Annotated in this window: 22 protein-coding genes; 2 read left to right on the top strand and 20 right to left on the bottom strand. The window is 49.1% G+C overall.

Going from position 1 to position 19,018, the window contains the following annotated elements; all coding sequences use genetic code 11:
* Window position 1: 1 nt before the first annotated feature.
* From ACR1R9_RS02035 to ACR1R9_RS01955, 17 genes are all read right to left on the bottom strand, one after another.
* Complete coding sequence (locus ACR1R9_RS02035; RefSeq protein ID WP_076290837.1) at window positions 2–718, bottom strand: glycosyltransferase; 717 nt, start codon at window positions 716–718, stop codon at window positions 2–4.
* Complete coding sequence (locus ACR1R9_RS02030) at window positions 715–1,656, bottom strand: NAD-dependent epimerase/dehydratase family protein (RefSeq protein ID WP_433921855.1); 942 nt, start codon at window positions 1,654–1,656, stop codon at window positions 715–717. The genes ACR1R9_RS02035 and ACR1R9_RS02030 overlap by 4 nt, the downstream gene beginning before the upstream one ends.
* Window positions 1,638–2,465: a dTDP-4-dehydrorhamnose reductase family protein gene (locus ACR1R9_RS02025; RefSeq protein WP_076290839.1), complete on the bottom strand. Its 828-nt coding sequence runs from the start codon at window positions 2,463–2,465 to the stop codon at window positions 1,638–1,640. Before ACR1R9_RS02025 ends, ACR1R9_RS02030 begins: the two co-directional genes overlap by 19 nt.
* Entirely contained in the window at window positions 2,462–3,448 is a 987-nt protein-coding gene (locus ACR1R9_RS02020; RefSeq protein ID WP_076290840.1) for a polysaccharide biosynthesis protein, read from the bottom strand. The genes ACR1R9_RS02025 and ACR1R9_RS02020 overlap by 4 nt, the downstream gene beginning before the upstream one ends.
* A complete protein-coding gene (gene wecB, locus ACR1R9_RS02015) occupies window positions 3,441–4,532 on the bottom strand; it encodes a non-hydrolyzing UDP-N-acetylglucosamine 2-epimerase (protein ID WP_076290961.1) in 1,092 nt (363 codons plus the stop codon). Before wecB ends, ACR1R9_RS02020 begins: the two co-directional genes overlap by 8 nt.
* A 14-nt stretch (window positions 4,533–4,546) precedes the next feature.
* Window positions 4,547–6,184, bottom strand: coding sequence for a glycosyltransferase family 4 protein (locus tag ACR1R9_RS02010; protein WP_433921856.1), 1,638 nt, complete (start codon window positions 6,182–6,184; stop codon window positions 4,547–4,549).
* A gap of 18 nt (window positions 6,185–6,202) precedes the next feature.
* Window positions 6,203–7,342 (bottom strand): CgeB family protein, encoded by a 1,140-nt coding sequence (locus ACR1R9_RS02005; protein ID WP_433921857.1) that lies wholly within the window; start codon window positions 7,340–7,342, stop codon window positions 6,203–6,205.
* Window positions 7,343–7,405: 63 nt separating this feature from the next.
* Complete coding sequence (locus ACR1R9_RS02000; protein ID WP_433921858.1) at window positions 7,406–8,500, bottom strand: CgeB family protein; 1,095 nt, start codon at window positions 8,498–8,500, stop codon at window positions 7,406–7,408.
* Between the two features lie 258 nt (window positions 8,501–8,758).
* Window positions 8,759–9,100: a hypothetical protein gene (locus tag ACR1R9_RS01995; RefSeq protein WP_076290842.1), complete on the bottom strand. Its 342-nt coding sequence runs from the start codon at window positions 9,098–9,100 to the stop codon at window positions 8,759–8,761.
* A gap of 1 nt (window position 9,101) precedes the next feature.
* On the bottom strand, window positions 9,102–9,401 hold the full coding sequence (locus ACR1R9_RS01990) for a hypothetical protein (RefSeq protein WP_076290843.1): 300 nt from the start codon (window positions 9,399–9,401) through the stop codon (window positions 9,102–9,104).
* The gene (locus ACR1R9_RS01985) at window positions 9,398–9,736 is read right to left on the bottom strand and encodes a restriction endonuclease subunit S (protein WP_076290964.1); all 339 of its coding nucleotides are present in this window, start codon (window positions 9,734–9,736) and stop codon (window positions 9,398–9,400) included. Before ACR1R9_RS01985 ends, ACR1R9_RS01990 begins: the two co-directional genes overlap by 4 nt.
* Window positions 9,737–9,759: 23 nt before the next feature.
* Complete coding sequence (locus ACR1R9_RS01980; protein WP_024632560.1) at window positions 9,760–10,047, bottom strand: hypothetical protein; 288 nt, start codon at window positions 10,045–10,047, stop codon at window positions 9,760–9,762.
* 121 nt (window positions 10,048–10,168) lie between these two features.
* A complete protein-coding gene (locus ACR1R9_RS01975) occupies window positions 10,169–10,921 on the bottom strand; it encodes an amino acid ABC transporter ATP-binding protein (RefSeq protein ID WP_064635771.1) in 753 nt (250 codons plus the stop codon).
* Window positions 10,918–11,628 (bottom strand): amino acid ABC transporter permease, encoded by a 711-nt coding sequence (locus ACR1R9_RS01970; RefSeq protein WP_099858080.1) that lies wholly within the window; start codon window positions 11,626–11,628, stop codon window positions 10,918–10,920. The genes ACR1R9_RS01975 and ACR1R9_RS01970 overlap by 4 nt, the downstream gene beginning before the upstream one ends.
* Before the next feature lie 4 nt (window positions 11,629–11,632).
* A complete protein-coding gene (locus ACR1R9_RS01965) occupies window positions 11,633–12,376 on the bottom strand; it encodes an amino acid ABC transporter permease (RefSeq protein ID WP_076290845.1) in 744 nt (247 codons plus the stop codon).
* A 26-nt stretch (window positions 12,377–12,402) separates the two neighbouring features.
* On the bottom strand, window positions 12,403–13,242 hold the full coding sequence (locus ACR1R9_RS01960) for a transporter substrate-binding domain-containing protein (protein ID WP_099858079.1): 840 nt from the start codon (window positions 13,240–13,242) through the stop codon (window positions 12,403–12,405).
* A 294-nt stretch (window positions 13,243–13,536) separates the two neighbouring features.
* Window positions 13,537–13,866: a hypothetical protein gene (locus tag ACR1R9_RS01955; RefSeq protein WP_063566659.1), complete on the bottom strand. Its 330-nt coding sequence runs from the start codon at window positions 13,864–13,866 to the stop codon at window positions 13,537–13,539.
* Between the two features lie 265 nt (window positions 13,867–14,131).
* Here ACR1R9_RS01955 and ACR1R9_RS01950 point away from each other — a divergent pair, with 265 nt between their 5' ends.
* Window positions 14,132–14,668, top strand: coding sequence for a GNAT family N-acetyltransferase (locus tag ACR1R9_RS01950; protein WP_433921859.1), 537 nt, complete (start codon window positions 14,132–14,134; stop codon window positions 14,666–14,668).
* A gap of 143 nt (window positions 14,669–14,811) precedes the next feature.
* Here ACR1R9_RS01950 and modB read toward each other — a convergent pair whose 3' ends face one another.
* Together modB and modA are read right to left on the bottom strand one after the other, a co-directional pair.
* Window positions 14,812–15,495 carry a molybdate ABC transporter permease subunit gene (modB, locus tag ACR1R9_RS01945; RefSeq protein ID WP_433921860.1) on the bottom strand — a complete coding sequence of 228 codons (684 nt, stop codon included), beginning with the start codon at window positions 15,493–15,495 and terminating at the stop codon, window positions 14,812–14,814.
* Complete coding sequence (gene modA / locus ACR1R9_RS01940; protein ID WP_433948832.1) at window positions 15,492–16,364, bottom strand: molybdate ABC transporter substrate-binding protein; 873 nt, start codon at window positions 16,362–16,364, stop codon at window positions 15,492–15,494. The genes modB and modA overlap by 4 nt, the downstream gene beginning before the upstream one ends.
* A 467-nt stretch (window positions 16,365–16,831) precedes the next feature.
* Here modA and ACR1R9_RS01935 point away from each other — a divergent pair, with 467 nt between their 5' ends.
* Window positions 16,832–17,890 (top strand): substrate-binding domain-containing protein, encoded by a 1,059-nt coding sequence (locus tag ACR1R9_RS01935; RefSeq protein ID WP_433921861.1) that lies wholly within the window; start codon window positions 16,832–16,834, stop codon window positions 17,888–17,890.
* Between the two features lie 142 nt (window positions 17,891–18,032).
* Here ACR1R9_RS01935 and folE2 read toward each other — a convergent pair whose 3' ends face one another.
* Entirely contained in the window at window positions 18,033–18,977 is a 945-nt protein-coding gene (gene folE2, locus ACR1R9_RS01930; RefSeq protein WP_433921862.1) for a GTP cyclohydrolase FolE2, read from the bottom strand.
* Window positions 18,978–19,018: the final 41 nt, after the last annotated feature.

The following is a 19,018-nucleotide window of genomic DNA, read 5'->3' as shown; positions in this document are numbered from 1 at the left end:
TTTATCCCCCCATGGCAGCAATCCGCTGCAACAAAGGCTCCCGATATCTGGACCATACCATGGAGGCCTCCCGACCGATGGCATCCGCATGGCGTACTGTCCCCATTCCCCCATGCCGTCGATATGCCGTAAGCGATTCGTTCAGATATGGAAACCGATGGCCGTTCAGCAAAATGCGCATCCATAGATCCAAATCATGCGTATAAGGCAACAGTTCATTGAACAGGCCCACCCCACTAAAGAGATCCTTGCGAATCATCACAGTACAGCCGTTCACCGGATTGCCGTATACGAAGAGGCGCAGCCACTCCGGTTCGGCCACCGGTTCTGCTCCCCCGTTTAACTTGGTCACCGCTGAATGCTCATTAATGTAATTAAAGTTGGTATGTGAGATGAGCACATTCTCCCGTTGCATAAATTCAACCTGATGACGAATCTTATCCGGATATAAGAGGTCATCCGAACTCAGCCAGGCGACATAGTCCCCGGAGGCATGACGGATGCCGTGATTCAGAGCTGAAGCTGTGCCGCCATTACTTTTGCCCAGAACATTAATGTATGGAAGATAAGGCTGAAGCAGATCCGCATGCCGGGTGGAGCCATCGTTGACGATAATGATTTCCACATCGGGATACGTCTGGTTCATCGCACTTTGAATCGCTTGAGGCACATATGGACAATTGTAAAACGGAATGACAATGGACACTCTTGGATTCATCCAGTGGACCTCCCTTGCTGAGTACGAACATCGCTCAGAATGTCCTGAAGAGATTGGGCAAAAGGAATCAGTGGCTGCCAGCCCAACTTGCGCAGCAGTGACATCTCCTCCTGCTCTCCAGCGCCGTCCGGACCAGAAGAAGCTCCGTCCCAGCGTACGGGTACTTTCGCTTCAGTCATGGTCAGCAGCGTATCCGCTATTTCACCCAGGCTTCTCTCTTTGCCCGATACGACGGGGTAAACGGTGCCTGACGTGCCCTGAACAAGCAAGGTTGCGTAGGCCCGAACCGCATCCCGTACATCCAGAAAATCACGGGTATTATCCCGGCCAGATAGACGGAAAGGCTCCGTTTTACCTTCCTGTTCACAGGCGACAACATGACGTGCCAGCAGCGAACATATTCCTGTTGAAGGACCTGCACCGATCAGATTGCCCGGCTCTGCCAGCATAATTTGCTGTCCAAAGAGGGACATCCACGACAGCGACACCATCTCCTCCAGTGCTTTGCTGAGACTGTACGGGTGGGGAGGGTGCGGAGGCCGACCGGGTTCAGGCGTGTATTTTAACCGGGAACCTACAATAACGGTCCGTGCCGCTGGGCAGCTCCGGAGAGCATCTAGCAGATACAGTACAGCCATCACATTGGTCTCCAATACTAGTAGCGGATCGGACCAGGACTCCGGCACCGAATTTTTGCCTGCGAGATGCAAGGCATAGTCCGGTTTCACCTCGTCAATCAAATGACGAACTTGCTGTTTTTCATTCAAATCACAGACATGCACAGCTACACCATCGCCGAACGAATGCGCTCCGACTCGCCTGACCACCGCTGTAACTACTGCACCAGCTGCCCGGAAATAAGCGACCGCATGCCGTCCGGTAAAACCGGACGCACCTGTGATCAGCACCTTTTTGCCTGTCAGCTCTGCTCCATCCATAATGCCAGCTCCTTCAGCATTGTAGAATAATCCGGAAGGTCTGTCTTCACGTCCTCACGTGTGGACACCAGCGTACGATCCTGCACCACGCTATCATCCGGTACGACAACAACATCCTGCTTATTCCATGTCTGTTGGAACAGGAGAAGCAGATCATGCTTGCTGACAGGTTTCGGATGAGCCAAATGAATCAGACCGCTAAGCGGGGACGACAGATAATGATCTACCCATTTGGCCAATTCAAGGGTGGTTACCCCATTCCAGAAGACACGTGTATATCCGCCAACTTCCCCTGTAGTGGACATGAACCAATGCATCAGACCGATGCCACCCTTCCGAATTTCAGGTCCAATAATGGACGTGCGAATCGTCAGATGTCCAGCATCCTGGACTTCACCCAATGCTTTTGTGATTGCATAGGCAGATGTTCCATCGGTAACATCATCCTCTCGGTACGCCCCTCGATCCCCACTAAACACACAATCTGTACTGATATGAATCAGACGTGCCCCAATCGTGTCGGCAACCCGCCGCAAACGATGCGGCAGGAATCCATTAATGTGATAAGCGGTAATTTTGTCTTCATCTGCAAAGCTGTTCAAAACACCCACTGCGTTAATGATGACATCCGGATGCACCACCTCCACCAGACGGTCGACCATAAAGCAGTCATTTACATCCAACAGAAGACCATTAGGGTCCGATACATCACGGGTCGTGTAGAAAACGCTATGCACGCCTTGACGGCGGAAATAGTCGACCAGAATATGGCCGGCCATTCCGTTCCCCCCAAGTATCAGCAGCTTCATGACAGAAATCCTCCGCGTTGCAGAATGTCACGAATCTCCTGTTTGGTCATCAGCTGATGCTCAGAACTGAAGCTGCTGAAGGATACTGGAGGACAATTCGTATAATGCTCCTTCAACCCCGGTATGCCGAGGGTAGGCAAAATCACCAAGTATTGCTCATCGTATACAACGGTTGTCATGCTCTCGAATTCACTCATCAGTATTTCATGAATCTTCTCGCCTGGCCGGGTGCCACGCTCCACAATGGACACATTCTCCACACCTGAATCCTCAATCAACACTTCAGCGAGATCCACAATTTTGCACGTCGGCATAGTCATAACAAAAATCTCGCCACCCACGCTTTCCACCGATGCTTTGAAAAGCAAGGTGATGGCATCTTTCAAGGTCAGAAAGAACCGCGTCATGTTCATGTCGGTAATGGAAACTTGACCTTTCTGACGAATCTGATTTTTGAACAAATGCACAACACTGCCATTCGTTCCAAGTACATTGCCACCACGTACAGTGACAAATCGCGTATTGCTGTGGAGCAGATTGGCGTATACGATCAACTTCTCTCCGATCGCCTTAGTCATGCCGTAGAAATTGGATGGATTAGCGGCCTTGTCGGTCGAGATGTAAATGACTTTTTCCACATTATTTTCAATTGCAGCTTCGATGACATTTTGTGTGCCGATCACATTGGTTTTGAGTGCTTCGTAGGGTTGATCTTCACACACTGGAACATGCTTGAGCGCTGCGAGATGAAACACATAATCCACCTGTTGACAGGCAACCGTCAACGCTTCCTTGTCTCGAATATCACCAATGCGAAAATGAAGACGCGGGTCTTCGAATTCACGGCTCATCGCCACTTGGCTGGACTCATTCCGGGAGTATACAATAATCTCCTTGGGCTGCTGGGGCAACAGTTGAGCCACAAGTTCATAACCCCATGATCCCGTACCGCCAGTTACGAGTATACGCTTATTTTCAAACATGCATTTTCCCTCCAAGCAGAAATTTGACCACTTTACTGGATACATCGGTTGCTTTGTAGCCTTGTGGACAATCCCAGTCGTTTGACATTTCGATCATTACTTTCACACAGCCCGCAATACGCTCCGCATCCAGACCTGAGACCACGTTGCTGCCGCAATCCACCGTCTCCGGTCGTTCTGTTGTGCGACGCATGGTTACCGTAGGCACACCCATAATGCAGCACTCCTCCTGTACGGTACCACTGTCCGTAAGTGCACAGCGTGCATGTCGTTCCAGCATCACGAAGTCGAAAAAACCGAATGGTTCGTGAAATTCCACCAGCGGGTGCATCTCCAGTTGCAGATGCTCGGCAATTCGAATAGCCGTTCGAGGGTGAATGCTGCATATGACTCGCATGGCATGTTCTTCAGCAACCTGGTTCAAGCCTTTCATGATCTCCAGCAAATGAGGAGGGTGATCAACATTCTCTGCCCGATGGGCCGTAACCAAAAAATATTGCCCGGACTTCAGCTTCAATTTTTTCAATATTTTGCTGGTACTCACCTGTGTGTCGTAGTGACGCATCACTTCATAGATCGGATTGCCTGTCAGCACAATTCGTCGACTGGGAACCCCTTCACTAACCAAATGTTTCTTGCTCTGTTCGGTATAAGGCATATTAATGGTTGAAATGGCGTCGATGACCCGGCGATTTTTCTCCTCAGGCACATCCAGATCAAAACATCGGTTGCCCGCTTCCATATGAATGACGGGTATGCCCATCCGTTCAGCCAACACAGCACATAATGCACTGTTCGTATCGCCGAGCAGCAGCACTTTATCCGGTTGCTCCTGATTTAATAAATCTTCCATTTGCGTAAACATCGAGGATAACTGCCGACCCAACGAGGCCGCTTCATCCTGAAGGACGTAGTCCGGCGCCCGCAAGCCCATTTCCTTGAAGAAAAGACCGCTGAGACTTTCCGTGAAGTTCTGCCCCGTGTGTACCAGAATATGTTTGGACGCGTACTGGTCCAGCTTGGAAATGATCAGGCTGAGCCGTATGATTTCAGGTCGCGTCCCCAGCACCGTCATGATCTTCATCGTAATCCCTGCCTTCATCGTCTATTGGATAATCTCCGGCGTACCCGGCTTCGTCTGGCTTTGCCAGGAGCACGTTTGCGAGCAGTCGGTTGCCCCACGCGTACACGTTTCTTTTTACGCGCCTTCAGCTTCCTTCTACCTGTTCCCGTCACCCGTTTCGTTCTGTCATGAACCCCACTGCGATGGGATAATCGCTGGTGACGGCTCCGTCCCGTTCTGCCGTTTGATCGGGTGTCTGTTGCTTCATGGACAAGTTGACCTATCGCAAGCGGAGGTAACGGTGAGAGCGGCAACGTCTGGATCACATTCAGTGGAAATAAAAGTGCCCGAACTGTAGCTGGTTCCAGAACCAGCACGGTTCGCAATTGCCCCTCGCCCCATGCGTACACTGGACCATTCGGAGGCTGAATATACGGAAACCATCCGGGAAAACGCGTTAACCACTGTGTCACCATCGTATGCAACTTTGCCCTGTAGGTTTCAATACCATAGAGCTTTTCCGCTTCTGTCCGATTGCGCCATCCGGTGTCGGAAGCCAGTTCAGGATCATTCAACAACGTTGTGGCCAGCGTGAACAGCGCTTGAGTATCACCCGGCGGAGCCAGAAATGCACCACTGCCTACCGATTCCAGCAATTCCTTCAATCCGCCCTGGGCAAATGCGATAACCGGTTTGGCAAAATAAAGCCCCTCCAGCGCGGTCATTCCGAATCCTTCTTTGACCATACTCGGGATAACAACGATATCCATAGCCGTATAGGCCAGTGATACGTTCTCTTCAAACGGCGTAAAGGTAAATCTCCGATAATATCCGGATTTTTTCACCCGTGATACACATTCGTCATAGTACTTTTTGTCCGCTGATGTACCAATGATCCAGAAACGGCAGCGTGGATGGGTTTCGCACAATTGCAGAGCCATATCCACAAAAGGTTTCAGACCTTTTGCATCATATATAAAGGAAGAGATGTAACCAATGCAGATCTGTGATGGCTTGAAACCAAGCTCTTTGCGTTTGCGTTCCCTTAAGTGCACCCATCGATCTGGTGCTGGCAGAGACGGATCACAGGTTGGGGAAATCACGGTGAGTTTGTCGCTCATGCCCGCTTGTTTGAATGGTGCTACTGCACTTTCGGATATACCTATGATCCAATCGGAGTAACGCCCAATCATCTGTACAGCTTCGTTTGTATGTTCATTCAACGCAATAATCTCGGTAATCTTCCAGATCACCGGAATTTGCAGTGACTTCGCCGCTACAGCAGGCATCACATTGACGCAGGTGTTCGTTAACACCAGATCAGGTGCAGTCTCCCGAATAAGGGAGACCACTTCCTGATAATCTGGTTTATGGCGAAGCTGTTCTGCATCTGTCGCAATCCCCCGGTAAGGTGTGTACACACCGTGAAGCATCGGCAGAAAGCATAATTTGACCTGAATATCGAATCTCCGTGCAAGTCCGGCAAGCTTACCTTCCTGAGGCACGACAAGTACACAATCGAAGACGGTACCCATTTCCCTCATAAAATGAAGCAGCAGCTTCTCCGCCCCCGTAATGCTGCGGGTGTTGCACACATGGGAAAACAACATGAGTTTGGGTTTAGTCGCCATGGCTGCACGGACCCTGAATACGAATGTCAGGGTTCTGTGCACACCTCCTTCCGGACAGGATTATGGGAATATAATACTCAGCAGTTCGTTGATTCTTTTTCCATACGTGTGATCCTTTAATGTCCGTTCCAGTCCTCGAAGTGCAATCTCACGGCGCTCTTTCTCATGAGTGAGGTAGTATTCAACCTTATCAAGCAGCTCCTGAGGGGAAGAGTAAGTCTCGATTTCTACACCTGGTTTATAGAAACGTGCCAGATCATCCCGTGCATCGGTCAATTGAAGAGTCGTGGAAGCTGCAATTTCAAATGTTCTCGGATTCGGGGAGGCTGGTGGAATTTTAACATGGTTGTTATTGACGGAATCGTCTTCGTGGGAACGGTGAAGGTTGATGACAATTTTGGTACCGTTATAAACATCGTTCGTTTCCTGAGGACTCATCCAGCGCCCCAATTCAATCTTCTCACCGTAAGCAGCATAGTCAGGCAGGCGATCCCACCAGATGCCATTAAACACAGTATTGTGTGACATCAGCTGTGCCATGATCGGATTAAAGAAATACACCCGGTTCCAGTAAGCCGAACCGATAAAGCTGACTTCCCGGTGGAGTGAAGACGGCGTTGTAATTGGGAAGTAGTGGTTGGTAAAGGCGGCAAACGGCAGGTAGTGGACTGAAGGGCAGCCGTTTTGTCGATACAACTCGACACAGTTCAGTTCCAAGGTGAACACATGATCGAAATGCTGCACTGTCTCAAGCGTCATATCCGTATAGTACGGATCATCCGTGAGCCAAATTGCCGTCTGAATGCCTGCTTGGCGGATTGCATCGAGATGTTCCAGTGGAATATCCATACCATCCAGTACAAGCACCAGGTCAGGGCGGGTTTGCAATGCAATTTCCGATACAGGCTGGCGTGGATCGGAAAGAGTTACCTGAGCAACCATGCCCTGTAATGTGGCCATGATTGCCTCATCCAGTGGAGAGTACGGGAAACCTTTACCTGAAGATACGTACAGGACGTGGATCTGTCGAAAAGGCAATGGTTCCTGTGCACAATTGACTATATAGTTGGCACGGCCGCGAAGATATCCTTCTTCCTTACCCGCATCATATCCGGCATGTTGCCCGTTTTTGCGTGCTTGGTCAGCCAGACTGAGCACTGGTGCATGAGACTTTCTCGTTTTACGGTGTTTGAGAGACATACCGCCACTCCTTTTATTTTTGGGATAGGATTCTCTAACTCTTGCTGTTCTGCAGAAAGTGATTTACACGTGTTCCAGCAGCTGAGCAATACGACGAGTGAACGTATGCTGGTTCAGTGTGGTAAGCAGCCCACGCCAAGCTAGGGCTCGCCGTTCCTCTTCATGGTGCAGATAATATTTGATTTTGTGCTGAAGTTCAGCCGCGGTTGTAAAGGTCTCGATGTCATATCCAGGCCGGTAGTAGCGTGGCAGATCATTGCGTGCATCCGTTATCTGCATCGTGCCACAGGCGCTGATCTCATACGTCCGCGGATTAATGGAATGACCTTGAAGATGATGCGTATTGCGATTGTCTTCCCCATTCTCGCAAGTCCGGTGAACGTTAATCACGATTTTGGCGCCATTGTAATAATCCACTGTTGCTCCCGGATCAATCCAGCCCTCATGGATAAATTGGCCCATGATGTCGAAGCGTTTCAGCCGGTTCCACTGACTGCCGGCAATGAATACCTTTTTGTCCGCCAGAAAAGGAGCCAGCTCGTCGAACAGTGCAATTCGATTCCAGAATCCGGTACCGATAAAACAAATGTCATACTGATGCTGCGGCCCCGTACGCCTTGGCTGAAACATCCCCGGGTTCACTGCCAGCGGCATATAGACCACCCGACCCGCTCCATGTGCAGTATAGAACGGCACAGCCGCTTCCTCATGCGTGAACACAACATCATAATGCTGGCAAATGCTTGTCGTATCTTCGGTAAAATAAGGGTCATCCACAAACCATACTGCTGTTCGAATTCCCAGTCCCCTTATGCCATTCACCTGTTCCAGATGATCGGGGGGAAATACGTGTAGTCCATTCATGACCAGCACCAGATCGGGCCTGTGCTGGCTGGCTTCCTGCAGCATGTTTGCCGGCGATCCGACAACACATTCACGAACAGATTGCTGCAAGGCTCCAATGACGCCTTCATCGATGGCATCGAATCCTTGCGGAATGTACAGCACTTTCATATTCCGCACGGTCGGCTCAAACATCTGCACTCGCTCCATCATGGCCTGACAGCCGCCAAATCTGCGGCCTTCTGCATATCCGCCACGGTAAGCCGTCTCCGCTTCTGTAGGCGGCCGGTGTCGTCGTTTTGCCACATCCTTCACCCTGTCTTCCTTCAGGAGATCCCACTTTCAGATTCTCCCCGAGATTGGTGTTCCCTCTAAAGGATATGCCCCGGGGTCAGATGCATCATGGACGGGTGTCCTGCAAGGCGCAAAATTGGCGTCTGCCCTCCACATCCGCCTGCACGGGCATGTCCGCTTTTGCGGCGATACAAATAACCCGGAGGGATCCGTCCCCCCGGGCAATCGTCATACACTGGACATGCATCTATAGTCATCCGAAAATGCACACCTACTCTGTTACTGTGCTTTGTAAGCCAACTGATGTCCGTCCTCGAATCCCTTGGCGAAACCCGCGTTGAATCCCTCGTTGTACGCCTCGTTGTACCCCTGGCTGTACGCGCTGTCCGGGTTCGGATCGGTAGGGGTAGCCGGGACGAACGGTTGCGCCGGCTTCACACTCCGGTGCCGTCGTACCGCACGTTTCTTTTTTTTGAGCCACGCACTGCGTCCTTTGAGGGTACGTTTGTGCAGTACACGTTTGCCTTTGACCGCACGTAGTTTACGGATTTTACGCAGACGGGCCCCGCGAGCAAGCAGAGCTCTTTTGGTTCTCAGACGTATTTTTTTCTTCTTTAACATGTCAACATTCCTCCTGTATGTTCCGGACCATGCGTATCGCATATCCAGGGTCTTTGAGCCATGGCACACCAGGCTCCCCATGCTGGATTCGGGCTAATTGAATCCCCGTAACCATCCGGGACATCTCTTCTTGATAACGGCTCAGCAAACGAATGTTCTCGGCCAGACTGCGGGCGGATACTTCCGAGTGGGCAGACACGCTGGCCACACTGTCCAGAATGCGGGCGAGCGCCTGCTGACTGTGTGCAATGGACTCAATGAGGGACAGTTTCGCTTCCTGCTCACGCCGCAACAGACTCATTTTCCGAGATCCCCCATATCCATACCGCCAAACATGCCACCGTCCATGCCGCCTTCTTCACTATCGTTCTGTACCATGATGGCCTTCAGGTTGTTGCATAATCCGGTTTCCATTCGGGTCAATCCTTCCAGTATTTCCACCAGCTGATCATGCATTTTGAGTGGCTCTGCCACCTGATCGCTATGCGTCAGAAAAGCCTCACCATTCAAATGATTTAACGCCCAGTTCCTTACCTTCTCGGCTTCAATCGCCTTGGCCTCCAAAATCAGGGCAATATTCCACTGCATCTTGGCTGCTGCGTCCAGCATCAGTATGAGACTTTGTTCTCTGCTCATGTCCATTCACCCGCCTTCCGGGCTTATTCTTCCTCTTGATCCGCCATTTCCCGCATCACCTGGGTCAGCGTTTCGGCTACGGCTTCTTCCAGGTCTGCCAGGCCTCCCAAATAGGAGATGATGCTTTTGTTGATTTGTCCCGAGCTGTCCAGCAGACCGTCAACGCCATCCAGCTCCGGTTCGATATCCGGCAAATGATTGATGATTTCAGACATGCGCACAGCGACTTGACGTTTGGCATCCAGTACACGCGCAACCTGCTGGTGAGAATGTGCAATATGTGTGAGTATTTCATCGATTTTGCTCTGCATGGTCCTCCTCCTTACCGTCACGGCCTGCTTCACCCATAGAAAAACCCGGCCTATCAGCATTTGCCTGCTACAGCATATGCCGGGCCGGGATCGTCAGTTACTCCAGCTTGCGCCTATATCGTCAGATGACATAACTCCAATCGGAAGAGTATCGACTGAGGAATTGGCGGGTACGTTCCTGTTTGGGCCGCACAAACACTTCCTCCGGTGTGCCTTCTTCCACTACGGAACCCCCATCCATGAATACAACTCGATTTGCCACCTCACGGGCAAAACCCATTTCATGGGTGACAACAATCATGGTGATGCCTTCCTGGGCAATCGATCGAATGACCGACAGCACCTCACCTACAAGTTCAGGATCAAGCGCAGAAGTTGGTTCATCGAACAGAATTACCTCTGGATTCAGTGCCAGCGCCCGAGCAATGCCTACCCGCTGCTGTTGGCCACCTGACAGCATGCTGGGATACTCATTAATTTTGGCGGACAGACCCACTTGTTCAAGTACACGCAAGGCTCGTTCACGAGCATCTGCTTTGGACATTTTCTGGGCAATGATTAACCCTTCCGTTACGTTATCCAGCACCGTTTTATGTTTGAACAGGTTATAATGCTGGAACACCATTGCCGTTTTTCGCCGCAACTGCACAATGTCATGTTTGCGGGCATGCTTACAGTCTACGGTTAACCCGCTGATCTGTACCTTGCCCTCATCGGCACGTTCAAGAAAATTTACACAGCGCAGCAATGTCGTTTTGCCGGATCCGCTCGGTCCAAGAATGGCAACAACATCCCCCTGCTCCACAGTCAGATCAATACCTTTCAACACTTCCTGCTGACCAAAAGATTTGTGTATATTCGTCAGTGATATCATGACACCCCTCCTTTGCTGTACACGGCAACTCTGCGTTCCAGCAAAGCTGTAATTCGTTCGGCAATTACCGTCAGACCCCAGTAGATCAATGCGGCAGCAATGAAAGCCTCCAGGAATTTCAGACTGACTGAAGCCACTACATCCGCTTTGCCGAGAATATCCATCTGTGACACGGTAAATGCAAGAGTTGATCCATGCAGGAAACCAACAAACATGCTGCACAGATTCGGTAGAACCGCACCAACAGCCTGAGGTAAAATAATGCGTCTCAACGCCTGGGAGGTACTCATGCCCACGGCATGTGCAGCTTCCATCTGCCCGGTATCCACCGCCAGAATGCCGGAACGGATAATCTCAGACATATAAGCTCCCGCAGTTAAGGAGAAGGCGAATAGCACAAACACCAGAATCGGAATGGAAGACGACTGAAAGGCCCAGCCGTACCGGGCTGCAAGCTTGTCGATGATCAGCGGAATCCCGTAATAGATTAGAAACAAGTGCATCAGCATCGGTGTCCCCCGGAAAAACGAGACATAGAAATCAGCGATTCGGTAGACCCAGGGAACTTTATAGATTCGAATTAAAGCCGTGACCAGACCAACGCCAAAACCTGCGATCAACGGTACAATCGTAATGACGAGTGTCAATGGCAATGCCTTTAGAATCTGGAAAAAAGATGTGTAGATAAAGTTGAAATCAATAGACATTCGCTCACCCCGCTATTCGTTTCAGGCGTTCAGCTCTTACCGCTGGCCCACGGACTTCTTTCTTACGTTCGTGACGCTGGAGTCTGCGTTCAGCGACAGCAAATCCTTTTTCAAGTACCAGCACAATAACATAGTAGACAACCGACAGACTGATATACACTTCAAGTGCATGCGATGTAGCCGAGATCAGCGTTTGCCCCCTGCCCACCATATCCATAACCCCAATCGAAAATGCAAGTGACGTATCCTTTAACGAGCCAATCAACGTATTTGCCATATTCGGAAAAGCAACAATGAGTGCCTGCGGAACCACAATCCGCCGAAACGACTGAAACGTGGTTAAGCCCGCTGCATAAGCTGCTTCCGTCTGTCCCTTGTCCACACTGCGCACAGCTCCGCGAAAGATTTCCGCAAAGGACGCTGCATCACTTAACGCATAAGTCACGATGACAAATACCAGCGGATCAGTCCTGGACAGATCGACTCCTATAGGCTTGAGCAATTCAGGTAATCCGTAGTAGACCAGAAACAACTTGATGAGAATCGGTGTGCCCCGCATGAAAGAGACGTACAGGGTCGCGAGCTGGCTCAGCACCGGAATCCGGTATAACCTCGGAACCGCCAGAAGCACACCGCCCACCAGACCGAGCACAATGGAGCCACCCAGTACAATCAGTGTAATATGCAAATATCGCAGCAGTTCAGGGACGAAATCCAGAACCAATGACAGATCGAATGATTTACCCATAACCGTCGCTCACCTTTCTCAACGAACTATTCCTCAACCGTGTAATCGGCTCCCAGCCACTCTGTGCTCAATTTGCTCAATGTTCCATCTTCCTTGATTGATTTGAGCGCTTCATCAATTTTCGTTTTGAGTTCTTCCTCATCCTTGTTCAGAATGAAATACACTTTGGAGTTGGACAGAGCCTCTCCGACAGTCTTTAACTGTGCATCCACCACTTTATTCTGATAATCGATGGCAAACTGCGTGCTGATGGTTGCATCCACCCGACCTGTTTTGATTTGGGTATTCGTATCTTCCCCTGCTCCGGAATATACAATGTCGATGGCGTTCCCGTTCGCTGCATTCCATTTCTCAGCCAGTACAGCTGCATTACTCGTAGCGCCAACAATCAGTTTTTTACCTTTCAGATCCTCGATGGATTTTACATCCTGGTTTTTCTCGCTCACAACGATTTTATTAGGAAAAATGTTATATGCCTCATCATTAAAAAGGAACTTGGCCTGTCTCTCTTCATTCACTTCCATCTGGTGAGCGATCAGGTCTATTTTCTTCGTTTCAAGACTGAGCAGCAGGTTTTTGAATTCCATCGTACTGAACTCGAATTCATATTCTGGCAATCGTTTATCAATCTCGCGGATCAGTTCTACATCGTATCCCGTCAGCTTGCCATTCTCATCAATAAAGCAAACATTCGGGAATTGAGTGCCTGTACCCACTATGATCTTCTTCACTTTATCTTGACCGGACGCAGATGCGGAATCCGATTCATTCGATGCATTGCCTGAACTGCAACCCGCCAGTACCGCCAACATAGTAATGAACAGCAATGCTGTCCGAAATTTCTGAATCCCCCATTGATTAACCATTCCCGATCTCCTCCACAGGCTGTCATTTCAGCCAATATGATGTGTACTCCCATTCCTCATCTTCGATTTAACTAACCATTCACACTTGTATAGTCGGAATTAGGTTGAACAAAGAATAGCATCGTATATCATACCTAGGCAATATGTATGTTAATAGGACATCCTGATAACGTTATAGAACTTCTCTATGCTTCACCAATTCCCTGATCAAAAAATAAACCAAAAGAAGCGATCCTCCAACGGGGTTGGGGATCGCTTCTTCAATTGCAGATCACATTAAATTCTAATACGCATCTATCTGCGACTAGCCCATTTAATTTTGCGAGCTACTTCTATACGCTGCAGTTGCAACAGTCCGATTCGTTCTTCAAACTTCTTGCGTTCATCCGTTGAATGGGCCGCGTGAATCTGGTGGCAGAGACCTGTCAGTTTACTGTTGATATAATCAAATCTCATCCATAATTCTTCTTCAGGTGTGCGCTGCTCCGCTTCCGGCTGAAATATTTTGAGCTGGTGGATAAGGGACTGCTGCCATTCCTGATCCTCGATTTGGATGGCAAAATGCAAAAGATCCAGATAGTCGTCGATTTGCAACGATATACCGCAATCAGGTTTCGTATTCATTAGTCGTCTCTCCTTATTTCAGTTCTTGGCTGGAATCAGTTAGTTCTATTTTACAGGATAGAGCATGGTTTAGGCGAGTCCTGAAACGAGTAAAATTGGAAAAAATTTTGTCATTTTTACATATAGAAGCTTTCGATGGACTTATAGACAGATCTGATTCGAGAATTATATTCCAACCATGAATTTCATGATAAAATAACACCAAAATATTAAACCAACTTAACTGGTTGGAATAGTTAATTTTCATAGAAGGGATTGATCGATCATGACCGAACAATACCGATTGGCTACGCTTGAAGATGCTGAACAATTGCAGGCTGTTACCGTTGATGCCTATGAGACAATTCGGGCTTTGAACATTCCTTTTCCAGCCGGACACGCTACACTGGAAGTCATCCAGAATAATATTGTACAGCATGAATGCTACATTCTTGAAAAAGGGGGAGAAATCATTGCCACGGTTACCCTTGATCGAGCTGAAGATGTACAGCGGCAAGCTATCAGTCCTTATCCTTTTATCCGCTGGTTCGCGGTAAGTCCGGACCATAAAAGCCAGGGTTATGGCTCTAAACTATTGGATTGGGTTGAGCAAAATATCATTCTACAGAAGCTTGATGCTCCTGCCGTATTTCTGGCAACGGCGACCCGCCATCCCTGGCTTGCTCCCATGTATGAACGGCGGGGATATGAACCCTTCCATCACAAAATGGTACAGACACCTGAACGGCAGGAAGAGATTGTATTTATGATCAAAACGCTCGACCCTTCCCGTTATGAGACGCCTTCTGTTCAAACAGGCTGAACAAATAGCGGCTTGGATGAACGTAAACATACATGATATACGATATACGTGGCCTGTGTAAATGAAAACCCGCTCCGAGGAAAGATTCCTTGAGCGGGTTTTTGAATGCTAATCCTTATCGCTTTCACTTTAAATAGCCCACATCATGCTTTCCCGTCGCGCGGCTGTCGGGTTAAGAGCAGCATGATAAACGAAATGATAATAATAGAGCCGGTCCACATCCAGGCCATCGTCTGATTGCCCGAATCCACAGCAACATAGATCGCAGTGGGTACGGTTTGCGTTTTGCCCGGAATATTACCTGCGATCATGAGCGTGGCCCCGAATTCCCCCAGTGCACGAGCGAAACCCAGGATAAAAGCTGTCATCAACGCTCTCCCTGCAAGCGGAAGTGAGATATAACGAAATACCTGCCATTCATTCGCTCCGATGGAGCGGCCTGCATCTTCCAGATCCCGATCAATCCCGCTAAAGCCGGATTTCATCGTCTGATATACCAATGGGAAAGCAACCACTACCGAGGCAATCACGGCAGCCCACCAAGAGAAAATGACAGGTGCGGAGAAGATGGCTTCAATCCACTGTCCGAGCAGGCTCTTACGCCCCAGTAACACGAGCAATATAAATCCGACCACGGTCGGCGGAAGCACGAGCGGAAGCATAAATGCCGTTTCCAGAACAATTTTGCCACGGAACGAGATACGCGACATCTTCCAGGCCACAGCGATGCCAAACACTGCTGCGATCACACTGGACAACAGCGCAACTTGAAGGGATAGACGAACCGGTGGCCAGAATACCGCCCAGTCTATTGCGCTCACATTCATTCCGGAATGGAGAACCCGTACTTGGCAAATACATCAAGCACTTCAGGCGTTTGCAAATACGTGTAGAATTGTTCTGCTTCTGTCCGGTGCTTCGTACCTTCAATAATCCCTACTGGATAATTGGCTGGTGTATAGCTGTTCTTGTCCACTTCAAATGCAATTTTCACCTGATCAGAAGTGAGTGCATCCGTTTTGTACACAAACCCCGCATCCGCATTGCCTGTTTCTACATATTGCAGAACCTGTCTGACGTCCTTGCCTTGTACAAGCTTACCCTCCAACTGATCCCATAGTTTGGCATTGGTCAATGCTTCCTTCGCATAGGTTCCAGCAGGTACACTTTCCGGTATACCAATCGCTACGGTCTTGATGGAATCCGCCGTCAGATCCTTCTCGCTTGATACGGTATCTGAACGATCCGCTGGAATAATGGCTACCAATGAATTTTGCAGTAAATTCTTCTGATCACCGGATGCAATCAATTTCTCATCCACGAGCGCGTTCATATTTTTGGTCGCAGCTGATACAAAAACATCTGCTGGCGCGCCTTGTTCAATCTGCTGTTGCAATGCACCGGATGCGCCAAAGTTGAAGTTAAGCTCCACATTGGGATTCGCGGCTTCAAAATTCGTTTCGATTTCCTTCATGGCATCCGTGAGACTGGCTGCCGCTGAGATCGTTAGCTCCACCTTTTCCTGAGGATCTGTTGCCCCAGCCGTTGAACTCTCACCTGATGTCGCTGGTGTTGAACCGGTTTGTTCCATTGCTGTGGATGTATCCTTACTGTCCGTACTTGCACCGCAACCGGCCAATACAAGAGCCAGTCCAAGTGACATACTCCCCAACACATATCCAATACTCTTTTTCATCTACTTCTCCCCCGATGTTATGTTTAGTTATAACTAGATATAATTAATTATATTTCATTATACATAAGATCATTGAAATAGGAAGGTAGTCTTTGGCGCACCCGTTGAAAGCCAATCCATCGATAGCTGAATTGTGGTGGGCGAGTTTATCCCCTCTGGCTGTTAATGGTATAGTACAAGAGACCCCAGCGTTTATCCGGGACGATGAGCGTTGATGAACGAATATAGTTTAAAATCTGAATATATATGTTCAACTAACATTTACACCATAACGGAGAGGACAGAAATAATCTGAAGAAGCGAAGCGTTCGCCTTTATCCCCGGATTTCCCCTTTTGATAAAGGGATCAAAGAAATCTGGGGATAACAGCGATCGGAAGATTGTTCTGTCATTGGAGTGCCAGTGTAAATATCCATTAGTTGAGGTTATATAGTTATGATCTGCACCTTGAAGGAGGATCTTCACTGATGACGGAGGAGCAATCCTATACCACCGAAGAAATATCCAAGCTACTCAAAATATCAAAACTGACGGTCTACGATCTAATCAAAAAGGGAGACCTCGTCGCTTATCGCGTCGGTAAACAAATGCGAGTTGACGCCACCGATCTGGAGGCTTATAAACAGCGCTCCAAGCAGCTTCAATCGCCAGCGCACCGGGCCGCTGTGGATTCAATTCCCCCCTCTGAATCTTATTCCGGGACGGGAAGTGATCTGACCAATCATACCGTTCATTCCGCTGCAAGTGCTACGCCTCTATCCAGAGAGACATTCGCAGCTTCAAGCTCCATGACGAGCAACCCATCGACAGCGCATTCGGCCCGTCATCTGGTCATTACGGGACAAGATGTTAGCCTCGATATTCTCATGCGATATATGGAAAAACAAACACGGGATATTCGTCCACTGCGTTCGTTCATGGGCAGTCTCGACGGCTTGATCTCCATGTACCGCGGGGAATCGGATCTGGTCAGCACCCATCTGCTGGATGGAGATACAGGAGAGTATAATCTGCCCTACATTCGCAAAATCTTGATTGGTTGGTCGTATGTCGTCGTTAATCTGCTAACACGGCCTGCCGGGTTGTATGTACAACGTGGTAATCCGCGCGGCTTGCAGAACTGGACAGATCTGAAGCAGCCTGAACTGCGATTGGCTAACCGTGAGAAAGGTTCGGGTGCACGGGTATTGCTGGATGAACAATTGCGTCTGCATGGTATCGCTACTTCACATCTCATTGGGTATGACGTGGAAGAAACCAGTCATATGGGTGTAGCTGCCAAGGTCAGTTCCGGTGAAGCCGATGTAGGAATCGGCAGCGAAAAGGCCGCACGACTTGTCGGTCAGGTTGATTTTATTCCACTTGTTCAGGAACGTTATGATCTGGTAATGCTGAAGAAACAAGGGAACGAAGCGTGGATCGAATCGGTACTGCGCATTCTGCAATCACCGGCATTCAGGCAGGAACTACAATCATTTGAAGGATATGATGTATCGCAAACGGGTGAAATTTTGTATGAAGTCTAGCGTAATGGCACTTGGATTGCTCATAGGATCGCAAAAAAAACAGAAGAACCGCCGCTGAAGCTCTGACGGTGGTTCTTCTGTTTACTCTTCATTTTGTAATGTGATATAAAATGAAATGAATTCCTTAGCCTTCATACTATCGTTATCTCGACTTGTCATATACGATACGTGCTACGGCATCATGCTGATGAATGGACTCTTCATTTTTGCAGTCTACCTTAAATTTATTTACCCAGTGCTTCTCATACAGATCTGCCGCCACCAGCCTGACGATATCTTCCACAAACCGCGGGTTCTCATATGCACGTTCCGTGACCCGTTTCTCATCAGGCCTTTTGAGTATGGGGTAAAGACAGCTACTTGCATTGGATTCGGCCACATTCAGCAGTTCTTCCTTCCAATAGCCCGGCAGCGCGTCTCCCGGGTTGGCTTGTACCTGGATACGCAATAACCCCCGCTGGTTGTGCGCGCTATATTCGCTGATCTCCTTCGAACATGGGCATAATGTCGTGACCTGTATATGTAAACCTGTTCTCAGAACAGGGGATTTTCCAGCTTCCCAGATGACATGAACCGTAGCCAAAGAATGATTTAGTCCAGACAAACCGGTTACGGGGGCGGTTCTTTCGTAGAACCAGGGATAGGTCACTTTCAGCTCTGCCTTCGCCTGATTCATCTGTTCAGCCATCCGCTGCGTCAGCGCAACCAGATCCGGAATCCGGTCACTTAACCCTTCTCCGCGACTGTGCTGAAGCTGCTCCATCAAGCGGCTCATGTTAATGCCTTTTGATTCGCGATCCAGCGAAGTCGTCAGCCGGAACGTTCCGATGCTGGACAATCGAACGGGATCTTTGGCCGAAATGACATCCAAAGGATACTTCACCTGATCAATACCGACTTGCTGCAGCCCAAATAGAAAATCATTTTTGCTATTCTGCAAATCTTGCATCTCTTCTTTCCGTACAGGCTTATCTCCCTGTATCGGATCAACGGAGCCGAATAACCGCAAGCGCTCAGCTTTATCCGGCATGATAAAAGAATCGCTCACTACTCGGCTAATCCTGTTATTCTGTTGTACCTTTTGCATTGCAAACCCTCCCTCCAGCACATATTTGCTTTAAAAACCAC

Source organism: Paenibacillus taichungensis, from assembly GCF_050994985.1.
GTDB classification, from domain to species: Bacteria; Bacillota; Bacilli; order Paenibacillales; family Paenibacillaceae; genus Paenibacillus; species Paenibacillus taichungensis.
This window is presented reverse-complemented; position numbering and strand designations above follow the sequence as displayed.

Excerpts from the sequence above, each read along its gene's own strand:
- modB (WP_433921860.1), bottom strand. The coding sequence starts at position 15,495 with ATGAATGTGAGCGCAATAGACTGGGCGGTATTCTGGCCACCGGTTCGT.
- ACR1R9_RS02020 (WP_076290840.1), bottom strand. The coding sequence starts at position 3,448 with ATGTTTGAAAATAAGCGTATACTCGTAACTGGCGGTACGGGATCATGG.
- ACR1R9_RS01970 (WP_099858080.1), bottom strand. The coding sequence starts at position 11,628 with ATGTCTATTGATTTCAACTTTATCTACACATCTTTTTTCCAGATTCTA.
- ACR1R9_RS01975 (WP_064635771.1), bottom strand. The coding sequence starts at position 10,921 with ATGATATCACTGACGAATATACACAAATCTTTTGGTCAGCAGGAAGTG.
- ACR1R9_RS01980 (WP_024632560.1), bottom strand. The coding sequence starts at position 10,047 with ATGCAGAGCAAAATCGATGAAATACTCACACATATTGCACATTCTCAC.
- ACR1R9_RS01960 (WP_099858079.1), bottom strand. The coding sequence starts at position 13,242 with ATGGTTAATCAATGGGGGATTCAGAAATTTCGGACAGCATTGCTGTTC.
- ACR1R9_RS01950 (WP_433921859.1), top strand. The coding sequence starts at position 14,132 with ATGACCGAACAATACCGATTGGCTACGCTTGAAGATGCTGAACAATTG.
- ACR1R9_RS01990 (WP_076290843.1), bottom strand. The coding sequence starts at position 9,401 with ATGAGTCTGTTGCGGCGTGAGCAGGAAGCGAAACTGTCCCTCATTGAG.
- folE2 (WP_433921862.1), bottom strand. The coding sequence starts at position 18,977 with ATGCAAAAGGTACAACAGAATAACAGGATTAGCCGAGTAGTGAGCGAT.
- wecB (WP_076290961.1), bottom strand. The coding sequence starts at position 4,532 with ATGAAGATCATGACGGTGCTGGGGACGCGACCTGAAATCATACGGCTC.
- ACR1R9_RS02030 (WP_433921855.1), bottom strand. The coding sequence starts at position 1,656 with ATGGATGGAGCAGAGCTGACAGGCAAAAAGGTGCTGATCACAGGTGCG.
- ACR1R9_RS01935 (WP_433921861.1), top strand. The coding sequence starts at position 16,832 with ATGACGGAGGAGCAATCCTATACCACCGAAGAAATATCCAAGCTACTC.
- ACR1R9_RS02005 (WP_433921857.1), bottom strand. The coding sequence starts at position 7,342 with ATGTCTCTCAAACACCGTAAAACGAGAAAGTCTCATGCACCAGTGCTC.
- modA (WP_433948832.1), bottom strand. The coding sequence starts at position 16,364 with ATGAAAAAGAGTATTGGATATGTGTTGGGGAGTATGTCACTTGGACTG.
- ACR1R9_RS01985 (WP_076290964.1), bottom strand. The coding sequence starts at position 9,736 with ATGAGCAGAGAACAAAGTCTCATACTGATGCTGGACGCAGCAGCCAAG.
- ACR1R9_RS01965 (WP_076290845.1), bottom strand. The coding sequence starts at position 12,376 with ATGGGTAAATCATTCGATCTGTCATTGGTTCTGGATTTCGTCCCTGAA.
- ACR1R9_RS02025 (WP_076290839.1), bottom strand. The coding sequence starts at position 2,465 with ATGAAGCTGCTGATACTTGGGGGGAACGGAATGGCCGGCCATATTCTG.
- ACR1R9_RS02035 (WP_076290837.1), bottom strand. The coding sequence starts at position 718 with ATGAATCCAAGAGTGTCCATTGTCATTCCGTTTTACAATTGTCCATAT.
- ACR1R9_RS01955 (WP_063566659.1), bottom strand. The coding sequence starts at position 13,866 with ATGAATACGAAACCTGATTGCGGTATATCGTTGCAAATCGACGACTAT.
- ACR1R9_RS01995 (WP_076290842.1), bottom strand. The coding sequence starts at position 9,100 with ATGTTAAAGAAGAAAAAAATACGTCTGAGAACCAAAAGAGCTCTGCTT.